Source organism: Halocalculus aciditolerans, from assembly GCF_014647475.1.
In the GTDB taxonomy this organism is placed as follows: domain Archaea; phylum Halobacteriota; class Halobacteria; order Halobacteriales; family Halobacteriaceae; genus Halocalculus; species Halocalculus aciditolerans.
Genome location: NZ_BMPG01000003.1, coordinates 485,419 through 498,108, shown reverse-complemented (window position 1 = coordinate 498,108; position 12,690 = coordinate 485,419). Strand labels below are relative to the sequence as shown.

General features: G+C 68.6%; 12 protein-coding genes. 8 read left to right on the top strand and 4 right to left on the bottom strand.

Annotation, left to right across the window (positions count from 1 at the left end):
* Window positions 1-26 precede the first annotated feature (26 nt).
* Window positions 27-1,442, bottom strand: coding sequence for an FAD-dependent oxidoreductase (locus IEY26_RS13420; protein ID WP_188979755.1), 1,416 nt, complete (start codon window positions 1,440-1,442; stop codon window positions 27-29).
* A 144-nt stretch (window positions 1,443-1,586) separates the two neighbouring features.
* Between IEY26_RS13420 and IEY26_RS13415 the strand changes: the two genes are divergently transcribed.
* From IEY26_RS13415 to IEY26_RS13380, 8 genes are all read left to right on the top strand, one after another.
* Window positions 1,587-2,573, top strand: coding sequence for an LLM class flavin-dependent oxidoreductase (locus IEY26_RS13415; protein WP_188979753.1), 987 nt, complete (start codon window positions 1,587-1,589; stop codon window positions 2,571-2,573).
* A gap of 51 nt (window positions 2,574-2,624) precedes the next feature.
* Complete coding sequence (locus tag IEY26_RS13410) at window positions 2,625-3,290, top strand: isochorismatase family protein (RefSeq protein ID WP_188979751.1); 666 nt, start codon at window positions 2,625-2,627, stop codon at window positions 3,288-3,290.
* Window positions 3,283-4,683 carry a dihydroorotase gene (locus IEY26_RS13405; RefSeq protein WP_188979749.1) on the top strand — a complete coding sequence of 467 codons (1,401 nt, stop codon included), beginning with the start codon at window positions 3,283-3,285 and terminating at the stop codon, window positions 4,681-4,683. The genes IEY26_RS13410 and IEY26_RS13405 overlap by 8 nt, the downstream gene beginning before the upstream one ends.
* An 80-nt stretch (window positions 4,684-4,763) precedes the next feature.
* Window positions 4,764-5,975: a CaiB/BaiF CoA transferase family protein gene (locus IEY26_RS13400; RefSeq protein ID WP_188979741.1), complete on the top strand. Its 1,212-nt coding sequence runs from the start codon at window positions 4,764-4,766 to the stop codon at window positions 5,973-5,975.
* Window positions 5,976-6,923, top strand: a complete 948-nt coding sequence (locus tag IEY26_RS13395; protein WP_188979740.1) for a hydroxymethylglutaryl-CoA lyase — start codon at window positions 5,976-5,978, stop codon at window positions 6,921-6,923. It begins immediately after the preceding gene.
* Window positions 6,920-8,242 carry a 3-isopropylmalate dehydratase large subunit gene (locus tag IEY26_RS13390; RefSeq protein WP_188979738.1) on the top strand — a complete coding sequence of 441 codons (1,323 nt, stop codon included), beginning with the start codon at window positions 6,920-6,922 and terminating at the stop codon, window positions 8,240-8,242. Before IEY26_RS13395 ends, IEY26_RS13390 begins: the two co-directional genes overlap by 4 nt.
* Window positions 8,239-8,757 carry a 3-isopropylmalate dehydratase small subunit gene (locus tag IEY26_RS13385; RefSeq protein ID WP_188979736.1) on the top strand — a complete coding sequence of 173 codons (519 nt, stop codon included), beginning with the start codon at window positions 8,239-8,241 and terminating at the stop codon, window positions 8,755-8,757. The genes IEY26_RS13390 and IEY26_RS13385 overlap by 4 nt, the downstream gene beginning before the upstream one ends.
* A 73-nt stretch (window positions 8,758-8,830) precedes the next feature.
* Entirely contained in the window at window positions 8,831-9,721 is an 891-nt protein-coding gene (locus IEY26_RS13380; protein WP_188979734.1) for an isocitrate lyase/PEP mutase family protein, read from the top strand.
* Between the two features lie 3 nt (window positions 9,722-9,724).
* On the opposite strand, the gene IEY26_RS13375 is transcribed toward IEY26_RS13380, so the two are convergent.
* The 3 genes from IEY26_RS13375 to IEY26_RS13365 form a co-directional block, all read right to left on the bottom strand.
* Window positions 9,725-10,264 (bottom strand): LeuD/DmdB family oxidoreductase small subunit, encoded by a 540-nt coding sequence (locus IEY26_RS13375; RefSeq protein ID WP_188979733.1) that lies wholly within the window; start codon window positions 10,262-10,264, stop codon window positions 9,725-9,727.
* On the bottom strand, window positions 10,265-11,524 hold the full coding sequence (locus IEY26_RS13370) for an aconitase/3-isopropylmalate dehydratase large subunit family protein (protein WP_188979731.1): 1,260 nt from the start codon (window positions 11,522-11,524) through the stop codon (window positions 10,265-10,267).
* Window positions 11,525-11,766: 242 nt separating this feature from the next.
* Window positions 11,767-12,558, bottom strand: coding sequence for an IclR family transcriptional regulator (locus tag IEY26_RS13365; protein WP_188979730.1), 792 nt, complete (start codon window positions 12,556-12,558; stop codon window positions 11,767-11,769).
* Between the last annotated feature and the right edge of the window lie 132 nt (window positions 12,559-12,690).

Sequence of the window (12,690 nt, the reverse complement as noted above, 5' to 3'; positions counted from 1 at the left end):
TTGCGGTGTTTTTTGCCAGTTATCCGTTAGTTTCGGCACCGCTCGCGGGCGTCGACGCCCGCGAGCCGCCCGAACCCGAGCGCCGTCGTGAGCCCGTTCCCGCTCAGGTAGCCGCCCGGCCCGTGCCCGCTGATGCCGCACGCCGTCCCGCCGCCCGCGTAGAGGTTCTCCACGACCGTCCCGTCCTCGCGGAGGACGCGCGCGTCCTCGTCGACGACCAGCCCGCCCTGCGTGTGGAAGAGCGCGCCCGTCACCTTCGCGCCGTAGAACGGCGCTTCGAGCGCGTGCACGCCGTCTTCTCGCCCCGTCTCGTCCGGCTCGCCCGCCGCCGCCGCGGCGTTATATCTCTCGACGGCTTCGGCCGCGGCGTCGGCGTCGAACCCCAGCGTCTCCGCGAGCGCCTCGACCGACTCGGCCTCGTGGTAGACGCCGCTCTCGACGGCCTCGTCGAAGTCGTCGAACTCGCCCCGGAGGCGCTCGAAGATGCGCTCGTCGAACAGTTCGAACGCGTGCCCGCCCGGCTGCCTGAGGACGTCGACGGCGAACGCCGAGTACCCCGCGGACTCGTCGCCGAACCGCTCCCCGCGCTCGTTCACGAGCACGCCGCCGTTCATCACCACCGCATAGGTCGAGAGCTGTCCCGACGCGACCGTCGCGTGCCCCTGATAGGCGTCCATGCAGGCGAGCTCGCCGCCGAGCGCCGCCCCCCACCGGATGCCGTCCCCCGTGTTCCCGTCCGCGCCGAAGTACACCGCGTCCTCGATCTCCGGACACCACTCCGTGATCATCTCCCGGTTCCCCCCGAACCCGTCCGTCGCGAGAATTACCTTCTCTGCGGCGATGGCTTCCGAGCGCCGGTCGCCTGCGACGACGCCGACAACCCCGGCGTCGTCCGCTACGAGCGTCGTCACCGGCGTGTTCGTCAGGAGTTCGACGTTCGGTGTCTCCTCGACGCGCGCTCGCAACTCGGCGACGAGGTTCGCCCCGTTCCGCCCCGGCGGCGCGTGCATCCGATACTCGGAGTGTTTGGGGTATTTGAAATCGTCCACGAGCGAGAGCGATACGTCCCAGTCGTCCACGAGCCAGTGGACGAGGTCCGCGCTCTCCGCGCAGAGACGCCGGACCATCGCCTCGTCCGCCGTGTAGTCGTTCTTCTCCAAGATGTCTCGCGCCATGTCCGCAGGGGACTCCTCGATGCCCGCCTCGCGCTGGAGGCGCGTCCCCGCCGCCGGCACCATCCCCGTCGAGAGCGACGTGTTCCCGCCGACGTCCGGGCTCTTCTCCAGCACTGTCACGGTCAGGTCCGGGTTCTCGGACGCGGCGAGCGCCGCGACGAGACCCGTGCCGCCGCCGCCCGCGACGAGGACGTCCGTCTCGACGTCGAACGATACGTCCGCGACCGATACCACGCGCTCGCCGCTCCTCTCTGCTTGCTCGACCATGCACGCTGGTTCGACCCACACCGCCTAAAGCTATCGCCCCGCACGCGGGGATACCGTTATGCCCCCGGCCGCGAACGTCCACGGTATGATGCGCTCACCGCAGCGACCACCGCGTGCGCTCGCTCTCTCCGCGGAGGGCCGCCGATGACCGAACGGACCGGCGTCCTGTTCGCGCTCCGCGACGACCTCGACCTCGTCCGGCGCGCGGACGCACTCGGCTACGAGAGCGTCTGGGCCGCCGAAGGCCAGGGGAAGACCGCGTTCGGGAAACTGGAGCGCTGGGCGACCGTCACGGACGACGTCCGACTCGGCACGGGCATCGTGAACGTCTTCTCGCGGACGCCGGCGGCGCTCGCGCAGGCCGTCGCCACCCTCGACGCGCACTCCGACGGCCGCGCCATTCTCGGCCTCGGCGTCGCCCACCCCGGCGTCGTCGAGGACTTTCACGGCGTTCCCTTCGACCGCCCGCTCCCCCGACTCGCCGAATACGTCGAACTCGTCCGCCGCTACCTGTCTGGGACGCCCGAGGCGTTCGACGGCGAGTTCTTCACCCCCGCGCGCACGAGCTTCTGGGACGCCTTCGAACCCGAACGCGCCGACGTCCCCATCTATAACGGCGCGCTCGGCCCCGGGAACGTCCGCCTCACCGGCGAGTACTGCGACGGCTGGCTGCCGAACCTCTACCCACGCGAGCAGTTCGCCGAGGCGAAGGAGTGGCTGGCGACGGGCGCTGAACGCGCCGACCGCGACGTCGCGGACATCGACGTGGCGATGTACGTCCTCGCCGCCGTCGACGACGACCCCGCCGTCGCCCGCCGAGCGGCCGCCGAACACGTCGCCTACTACCTCCGCGACGTCCCCGGCTACTACGGCCGCGCCGCCGAGGAGGCCGGGTTCGGCGACGACGTCGCGGCAGTCCGCGACGCCCCGAGCACCGAGGCGGGCGTAGCGCACCTCGGCGACGACTTCCTCGACACCGTCGCAATCTGGGGCACCCCCGAAGACGCCCGGGAGGAACTCGACGCGGTCCGCGCGATGGGCGTCGACCTCCCCATCGTGCGCGCGCCGTCAAACGCCGACCGCGACCTCGCCGAAGCCGTCCTCGACGCGTTCGCGCCGACACCGGTGTAAGAAGTAGGTTTAAGCGAACCCGGGCGAAAGTGTAGTGTGAGGTTGTCAAGCATGACCGAGCGTATCTGGGAAGATCTACTCACGGAGCGGGACAAGCAAGTGATTTCGAAAGCGGGCTACGACGAGGAGGGCGCGTCCTCCTGGGAGTCCCGCGGGCTCGGGGAGAACCCCGCGGTCCTCGTCATCGACATGCAGGAGCTCATCGTCGGCGACGACGAACCCATCCTCGACGCCGTCGAGAAACACCGCACCGCGATGGGGGAGATCGCGTGGGACGCCATCGACTACATCGAGCCGTTCCTCGACTTCGCGCGCGACCACGACGTTCCCGTCATCTACACGCGCGTCGTCCCGTCGAGCTACGACGACCCCGACCACGACGACCTCCGAATCGTCGACCCCGTCGCTCCCGCGGACGGCGAGACGGTCATCGACAAATCGTACGCGAGCGCGTTCTACGGCACGGACCTCCTCTCCCGGCTCGTCCGTGGCGGCCACGACTCCGTCATCGTCGTCGGGAACTCCACGAGCGGCTGCGTGCGCGCGACCGCCATCGACGCGAAGCAGAACGGCTTCGACGTCCTCCTCCCCCAGGAGTGCATCTTCGACCGCATCGAGGCGTCGCACAAGATCGGCCTGATGGACCTCTGGATGAAGTACGCCGAAGTCCTGGAGACCGAGGAAGTCGAGGCGTATGTGGAGGCCCTCGATGACTGACCGCGAGTACGACCTCGTCGTCTCGAACGGCACGGTCGTCACGCCCGAACACGGCACCTTCGAAGCTGACGTCGCGGCGTCGGGCGAGAAGATCGCCGCCGTCGCCGAACCCGGCACGCTCTCCGGCGAGACCGAAATCGACGCGTCCGGGAAGCACGTCCTCCCCGGAGCCATCGACCCGCACACCCACCACGGCATCTACCGCGGCCTCGACGCCGACGGCGAATCCGAATCCCGCGCCGACCTCGTCGGCGGCGTCACCACCATCGGGAACTACTTCCGCCGCCCCGGCTCCTACGAGGAGATCATGGGCGACTACTTCGAGCAGGCCGAGGAGAACTACTACCACGATTACTTCTTCTCGCTCGGCCTGCTCTCCTTCGAGCACGTCGAGGAAATCCCGACTATCGTCGAGGACCTCGGTATCACCTCTTTCAAGTGGTATATGAACTACAAGTACGTCGCGACGGAGAAGTTCGGCGTCGACTGCGAGATGCGGGACGACTTCGGCGACGCCTTCATTCAGGCGCTCGCGGACGTCGACGCGCCCACGACGCTCGGCTACCACTCGGAGAACGTCGAGATCACGAGTTCGCTCGGCGACAACCCCTACCTCGACGTCGAACGCGACGACGACGCCGAATACCGCGACTACCAGACGCTCGTCGACCAGTTCCCCGGCTACGCCGAGACCCAGAGCATGGTCTCGGGGGCGTCGCTCGCCAAACAACACGACTACGACGACGATTTCTATGCGGTCCACATCTCCTCGGGGAAGACGGCGGACGAGCTCGCGGCGCTCCGGAACGCCGGCTACCGCCTCACCGGCGAGACCTGCACGCACTACCTCACCCTCACGACCGAGGAGTGCGACGAGCGCATGAACGTCAACCCGCCCGTCCGCTCGAAGGAGGACCAGGAGACGCTCTGGGAGCGCGTCGCGGACGGGACGATTTCGACGATCGGGACGGACCACTGCGCGAACCTCGCAGCGGACAAGATCGGCGACGACGTCCCCGACAGCCTGCCGGGCTTCCCGAGCACGCCGGCGATGCTCCCGCTCATCCTCTCCGAGGGCGTGAACGAGGGCCGCATCAGCCTGGAGCGCGCCGTCGAAGTCACGTCGACGAACACGGCGAAGGCCTTCGACCTCCACCCGAAGAAGGGCACAGTCAGAGTGGGGAGCGACGCCGACCTCGCCGTCGTCGACCTCGACGAGACGAAGACCATCACCCCGGAACTCCTCCAGGGCGCGCCCGACTACTCGCCCTACGAGGGCACGGCGGTCACGGGCTGGCCGACGCAGACCGTCGTCCGCGGCCAGCTCGCCTTCGACGACGGCGACGTCGTCGGCGAGAAGGGCTACGGCACGCACATCGACCGGCCTCTCTGAGGCGTCCGCTCGCGCGCACCGCTCCGCTGGCCTTCGCGGCCGGCCGCACCACCCGACACCCACCGAACACACACCACGACATGCAGACTACTACCGGGACGGACGGGCCCCTCGACGGGCTCGTCGTCGTCGAAGCAGGCACGATGATTTCCGCGGGCACCGTCGGTCGCCTCCTCGGCGACTTCGGCGCGACCGTGATAAAGGTCGAACACCCCGACGGCGACCACCTCCGGCGGTTCGGCCCCCAGAAGGACGGCGCGGGCCTCTGGTGGAAATACCTCGGGCGCAACAAGCAGTCGGTGACGCTCGACATCTCGACCGACGCGGGCCGCGTCGTCTTCGAGGACCTCCTCCGGGAGGCGGACGTCCTCGTGGAGAACTTCCGACCGGGGACGCTCGAACGCTGGGGGCTCGACCCCGAGCGCCTCACCGACGAGGTGAACGAGGACCTCGTCGCGTGCCGCATCTCCGGGTTCGGACAGACCGGCCCGTACGCGGAACGCCCCGGGTTCGGGACGCTCGCCGAGTCGATGAGCGGCTTCGCGTTCCTCAACGGCTTCCCGGACCGCGAACCCCTCCTCCCGCCGACCGGGCTGGCGGACGGCGTCGCCGCGATGTACGCGACGTTCTCCGTGATGTTCGCGCTCTGGAACCGCGAGGTGAACGGCGGCGGCGGACAGGTCGTCGACACGAGCCTCATCGAACCCATCTTCTCCATCCTCGGCCCGCAGCCGCTCCGCTACGACCAGCTCGGCGACGTCGACCGCCGGTCCGGGAACCGCTCGACGTCGAGCGCGCCGCGGAACGTCTACGAGACGGGCGACGGCCGGTACGTCGCCGTCTCCGCGTCGACGCAGCCGACGGCGATGCGGGTCTTCGACGCCATCGACCGCCCCGACCTGAAGGACGACTCGCGCTTCGCGACGAACGAGAAACGCGTCGAACACGTCGAGGAACTCGACGCCGTCATCGCCGACTGGATGGCCGACCGCGACCGCGAGACCGTCCTCGACGTCTTCGAGGACACGGGCGCGACCATCGCGCCCATCTACAACGTCGCCGATATCGTCGAGGACCCCCACTATCGGGCGCGAGACGCCGTCGTCGACGTCGACGACGACGACCTCGGCTCCGGCCTCGTGCAGGGCGTCACCCCGAAGTTCGGTGACACGCCCGGCCGCGTCGACCACCTCGGGCCGGCGCTCGGCGCGCACAACGACGCCGTCTACGGCGACTTCCTCGGCTACGACGCCGAAACCCGGCGCGACCTCGAATCCGAGGGGGTGATCTAGATGCTCGACCTGCCCGACTCCGTGCACGTCGTCGAGATGCTGCCGCGCGACGGCTTCCAGCGCCTCGACCGCTTCGTCCCAACGGACGAAAAAGCCTCCATCATCGACGACCTCGCGACGACCGGCGTGGACGAAATCGAGTTCACGTCCTTCACGCATCCGAAGGCCGTGCCGAACCTCCGGGACGCCGACGAAGTCGCCCGGCGGATTACGCGCCGCGACGACGTGACGTACCGCGCGCTCGTCCCGAACGCGGTCGGGATGGAGCGCGCGCTCGACGCCGGCGTCGATAAGGTGAACGCGCTCGTCACCGTGAGCGAGTCGTACAGCCGGAAGAACCAGTCGATGAGCACGAGCGAAATCCTCGACGAAGTCGAGCAAATCGTCGACCTCGCCGCGGGGACGGACGTCCTCGTGGAGGCCGGCATCGGAACGAGCTTCTACTGCCCCTACGAGGGCCGCATCCCACAGGAACGCACGCTCGAGGTCGTGGACCGCGTTGTCGAGGCGGGCGTCGACGAAGTGACGCTCGCGACGACGATGGGGCTCGCGAACCCCGTGCAGGTGGACGCGATGTTCACCGAGGTCTTCGACCGCCACCCCGGCGTCGACGCCGGCCTCCACCTCCACGACACGAACGGGATGAGCCTCGCGAACACGCTCGCCGCGATGCAGTGCGGCGTCGACCGCTTCGACGCCTCCGTCTGCGGGCTCGGCGGCGGCGTCGTCCTCCCCGAGGGCCTCTCCGGCGTCGGGAACACACCGACAGAAGACCTCGCGCACATGCTCACCGAGACGGGCGTCGACACGGGCCTCGACTTCGAGCGGACCGAAGCGGTCGCCCACTCGATCAGCGACCGCCTCGACCTCGGCGCGACGAGCCACGTCCTCATGGGCGGCACCGCCCGCCGCGTCCTCGACACCGTCGCCAGCGACGCAGAGCCATGACCGGAAAAACACTCGCCGAACGGATACTCTCCGAGAAGTCGAACACCGACGCCCGCGCGGGCGACTACGTCGAAGCCGAAGTCGACGCGATGCTCACGCACGACGTCACCGGCCCGCTCACCTTCGAGGTGTTCCGCGGCGTCACCGACGGCGACGGCCCGCTCGCCGACCCCGAGAACACCGTCATCACCATCGACCACCACGCGCCCGCGGACGGCGTGCAGGCGGCGAACAACCACAACGCCGTCCGCGACTTCGCCGCCGAGTTCGGCGCGGTCCAGTTCGACGTCGGCGACGGCATCTGCCACCAGCTCCTCGTCGAGCACGGCTTCGCCGAACCCGGCGACCTCGTCGTCGGCGCGGACTCCCACTCCACGACCTTCGGCGGCCTCGGCGCGTTCGGCACCGGCGTCGGCTCCACCGACCTCGGCACCGCCATGGCGACCGGCGACCTCTGGTTCCGCGTGCCCGACTCCGTGCGCTTCGAAGTCGAGGGCACGCTCCCGGACGGCGTCTACGCGAAAGACCTCATCCTCCGGTTCATCGGCGACGTCGGCTTCGACGGCGCGACCTACCGGGCGGCCGAGTACGGCGGCTCCGCCGTTCAGGACCTCCCGATTCACGAGCGCCTCGTCCTCTCGAACATGGCCATCGAGATGGGCGGGAAGGCGGGTCTCGTCGAACCCGACGAGCGCACCGCGCGCTTTCTCGCCCGCCAGACCGGCCGCACCGAATCGAGCTTCGACGTCTCTCTCGCGCCCGACGACGACGCCGACTACGCCGCCGTCCACACCTACGACGCCGCCGACCTCGCGCCGCAGGTCTCGAAGCCCTCGAACCCCGAGAACGCCGTCGACGTCGACGCGGTCGCCGGCACCCCCGTCGACCAGCTCTTCGTCGGCACCTGCACGAACGGCCGGTACGAGGACGTCCGCGTCGTCGCCGACATCCTCGACGGCGAGACCCTCGCCCCCGGCACGCGCATGGTCGTCGTCCCCGCCTCGAAAGCGATCTACCGCCGCATGCTGGACACCGGCGTCTTCGACACCTTCGTCGACGCCGGCGCGATCGTCCAGAGCGCGGGCTGCGGCCCCTGTTTCGGCACGCACGACGGCGTCCTCGGCGACGGCGACGTCTGCCTCGCCACGGCGAACCGGAACTTCCCCGGCCGCGAAGGCTCCATGGACAGCAGCGTCTACCTCGCCAGCCCCGCCACCGTCGGCGCGTCCGCGCTCTACGGCGAGATTACCGACCCGCGAACGGTCGAAACGACCCGCTACGACGACGACGTCGTCACCCCCGCGGAGGCACAGCCATGAGCGACGTCCGCGACCCGGTGACTCCCGGTCGCGCCTGGACGTTCGGCGACGACGTCGACACCGACCAGATCATCCCCTCGCGCTTCCTCGTCTCCAGCGACCCCGCCGACCTCGGCGCGCACGCCTTCGCCGACCACCGCCCCGACTTCGCCGAGGGCGTCGAACCCGGCGACTTCGTCGTCGCCGGCGAGAACTTCGGCAGCGGCTCCTCCCGCGAACACGCCCCCGTCGCCCTCCGGGGCGCGGGCGTCTCCGGCGTCGTCGCCCGATCCTTCGCCCGCATCTTCTTCCGGAACGCCATCAACATCGGCCTCCCGCTCCTCGTCTGCCCCGACGCCGACCGCATCGCCGACGGCGACGAGGTCCACCTCGACCTCGGCGACGGCCGCGTCGTCGACCACACCACCGGCGAAACCCACGACGCCGACCCCCTCCCCGACTTCCTCCAGTCCCTCGTCGACCAGGGCGGCCTCGAACCCTACACCCGCCGGAAACTCGGCCACACCGACGACTGACCCCGGCTTCGCTTCCGTTTCTTCTCCGCGCGAGAAGCGCACGTTTTTGGTGTCGCACGCGTACTCTCCACCCGTGACGTCGCTTCGCGAGCTCATCGAGCGTGACGAGTTACTGATGGCGATCGGCGCGTGGGACGCGCTGACCGCCCGAATGGCACAGCAAGCGGGCGCAGAAGCCGTGTACATGTCCGGCTCCTGCGTCTCCTCCTCCGTCCACGGCGGCCCCGATATCGGACTGACGACGATGACGGAGATGACGCGGCGCGCCCGTCAGATGGCCGGCGTCCTCGACGTCCCCCTCATCGTCGACGGCGACACCGGCTACGGCAACGAACTCAACGCCTACCGCACGGTCCGCGAGTACGAGCGCGCCGGCGCGAACGCCATCCAGCTGGAGGACCAGACGTTCCCGAAGCGCTGCGGGCACTTCGAAGGCAAGGACATCATCTCTGCACCTGAGTTCGCGGCGAAGATCGAGGCGGCGACGGACGCCCGCGAGAGCGAGGATTTCCTCGTTATCGCGCGAACCGACGCGCTCGCCGTCGACGGCCTCGACGAAGCCATCCGCCGCGCCCAACTATACAAGGAAGCGGGCGCGGACGTCCTCTTCGTCGAAGCGCCGACCGAGCGCGAGGAGATGGAGCGCGTCTGCCGCGAGGCCCCGAGCCCGCTCCTCGCCAACCTCGCCGCGAAGGGGAAGACGCCGCCCATCCCCGCCGAGGAACTCACCGACATCGGCTACGACATGGCCATCTACCCCTCCGACTCCTTCAAGGCCGCCCTGAAGACCATCCAGGACACCTACGAGACGCTCATCGACGAGCGCAGCCAGGAGAACATCCTCGACGGCATGGTCGAGTGGGAGGAACGCGACGAGATAACCGAGATGGGCGACGTCGAAGCCCTCGAAGCGAAGTACGCCGCCGCGAAAGACCGCTACGCCGACCGGGAAGCCGAGAACTAACGCCTACTCGCCTTCTTCGTTCCGTCCCGCACCTCGACCTGCCTCTCGCTCCGCTGTTCGCTGTCGCTGGCGGAGCGGGACGAGCCCGCCGGCTTCGAGGATTTCGGTGAGGTCGTCGGGGAGCGGGCTGATGGAGAACGATTTCCCCGTCGTCGTGTTCTCGACGCGGCCCTCGGTGAGGTCGACGCGGACGACGTCGCCCTCGGAGACGTGTTCGGTGATTCCGGGGACGACGGCGATAGGGAGGCCGACGTTGATGGCGTTCCGGTAGAAGATGCGGGCGAAGGACTCCGCGACGACCGCGGCGACGCCGGCGTTCCGGATGGCGATGGGCGCGGCCTCCCGCGAACTCCCGAGCCCGAAGTTCTTCCCCGCGACCAGCACGTCGCCGTCCGCGACGCGCTCCGGGAAGTCGGCGTCGTAGCCTTCGAGGACGTGCTCGCCGAGCTGGTCTTCGGGGATCGTGTTCAGGTACTCGCCGGGGATGATCTGGTCGGTGTCGACGTCGTCGGGGAGGAGGCGTGCGTGCCCAGAGCGCTCCATCTAGCGCACCTCCCGGGGGTCCGTAATCTCGCCGTAGAGTGCCGCGGCGGCGGCGGTCTGCGGACTGGCGAGGTAGATCTCGCCCGGCCCCATCCGCCCGGGGAAGTTGCGGTTCATCGTCCCGACGCAGGTGTCGCTCTCGCCGAGGATGCCGCCGTGCGCGCCGAAGCAGGAGCCACAGCCGGGCGTGCCGACCATCCCGCCCGCGTCCATAATCGCGTTCGAGACGCCCGTGCTGTTCATCTGCTTCAGCGTCTCCTTCGTCCCCGGCGTCACCACGAGGTCGGTGTCGGGGGCGATGGTCTCGCCGTCGATGAGGTCGGCGAACGCCTCGATGTCCGCCCAGCTGGAGTTGTTGCAGGTGCCGACGAAGACGTGGTCGACGGCGGTTCCTTCATGGTCGGTGACGGGCGAGACGTTGTCGACGGCGGCGGGCGCGGCGACGAGCGGTTCGAGGTCGCTCGCGTCCACTCGGCGCTCCCGGCTGTACGTCGCGTCCGCGCTCGCCGTGACCGGCGTGTAGTCGCGCACGGCGACGCCGTCGAGGTGTTCTTCGGTCACTTCGTCCGGTGGGACGATACCCGCCATCGCCCCCATCTCGACCGTGATGTTCGAGAGGGTGTGGCGCTCGTGCATCTCGAGGTTCTCCACCGCCTCACCGTAGAACTCCACGGAGTCGTAGATCGCGCCCGTCGTCGTGAACTCCCGCATCATCGCGAGCGCGAGGTCCTTCGCCCCGACGCCGTCCGGGAGCATCCCTTCCACCGTGACTTTCTGCGTCTCCGGCACCTTCAGCCAGAGCTCGCCCGACCCGAGCACTTCGCCGAGGTCGGTGTGTCCGATACCGGTCGCGAACGACCCGAACGCCCCGTGCGTGACGGTGTGGGAGTCCGCGCCCAGAATGAGAGAACCGGGCAGGGAGTACCCCTGCTCGTTCATGATGTTGTGGCTGATGCCGTTCCCGGACCGGAAGAAGTGCTCGATGCCCTGCGCGTCCGCCCACTCGGAGAGCTGGTTCATCTGCGTGCTGATGCGCTCGTTCGGCGACGGCACGTAGTGGTCGAAGACCATGATGACGTCCTCCGGATGCGCGATTTCGGTGTAGCCGAGCTCGCCCATCCGCTCCATCCCCGAGTACGCGGAGATGTCGTGGCAGAGTATCCAGTCCGGTCGGACGGTGACGTGTTCACCGGCCGACGGCGTGTCGTCTCGCGAAGCGTGCGCTGATAGCACCTGCTGGGCTATCGTCCCTGCGGCCATACCCCGCCGTTGGACGGCCACTTACAAAACGATGCCCCTGTCTCCCGACTATCGAGAAAAAATCGGGGTTCAGAAGACTCTCGGCACTCATTATTCTTCTCGATCTGTAATAAACGTTCCTGCTCGACGCCGCCGGCTCTCCTCGCCGTGTGGCCTCGGCGTCGACGCCGACCGAATTGCTTTACGGGAGTACAATTGTAAGAAATGATGCCCGCCGGACGTTTCTCGATACGAAACGTCGGTCAGGCGTGGGCGATGTTCAGTTCGATCTCGTTCACGATGCTGAGAATGATGCTCGGGAGTTCCTCGCTCATCGGTTCGCCCCGCATCCGGTGGCTCGGCCCCGAGACCGCGCACGCGCCGAGCACCGTGTCGTCGGGCGAGTACATCGGCGCGGCGACGGCGTAGAGCCCCTTCGTGCTCTCGCCGTAACTGTACGAGATGCCGGTCTCGCGAATCTCCGCGAGCTCCTCGAGGAGCGCCTCCCGGTCCGTGATAGTGGACTCCGTCGCCCGCGGCAGCCCGCGCTCGTCGAGAATCTCGTGCACGCGCTCGTCCGGCAGGCCGGAGAGGATGGCCTTCCCCGACGCCGTCTGGTGGAGATACATGTGCTTCCCCGTGCGCGTGCGCGACGGCACGCTCTTTCGGCCCGCCTCGCGATAGAGGACGACCGCACGGCCGCGTTCCTCCGTCATGAACTGCGCCGTCTCGCTCGTTTTCTCCGCTAACTCCTGCATCTTCGGCTTGATGATGTCCGTCCCGAGGAACTCGGCGCGCGCGTGCCCGCCGACGTCGAGGAACTTGAAGCCGAGCCGGTAGTCGTCGCCCTCCTTCACGACGTACCCCTGCTCGACGAGCGTCGCGAGATGCTTGTGCACCGTGCTCTTCGAGATTCCCGTGTGCGTCGCGAGCTCCGTCAGCCGACCGCCGCCGAGCTCCTGCAGCGATTCCACGATGGTGAACGTCGTCTCCAGGCTCTTGATGGTTGCCCGACCGCCCTGCCCGCCGTCACCCGCGCGCTCCCGGTCTGTCATGGTAGTTCCTCGTCCTCCCCACATCCACATAAAGTTCACTGATGCGAAACCGATTGCGGGTTTCGGTTTCGTCACCCGCGACGAACCCGGCAAGTATCGCGCCGCCGCCGTCGGCCGTTCGCCCCGATTCGT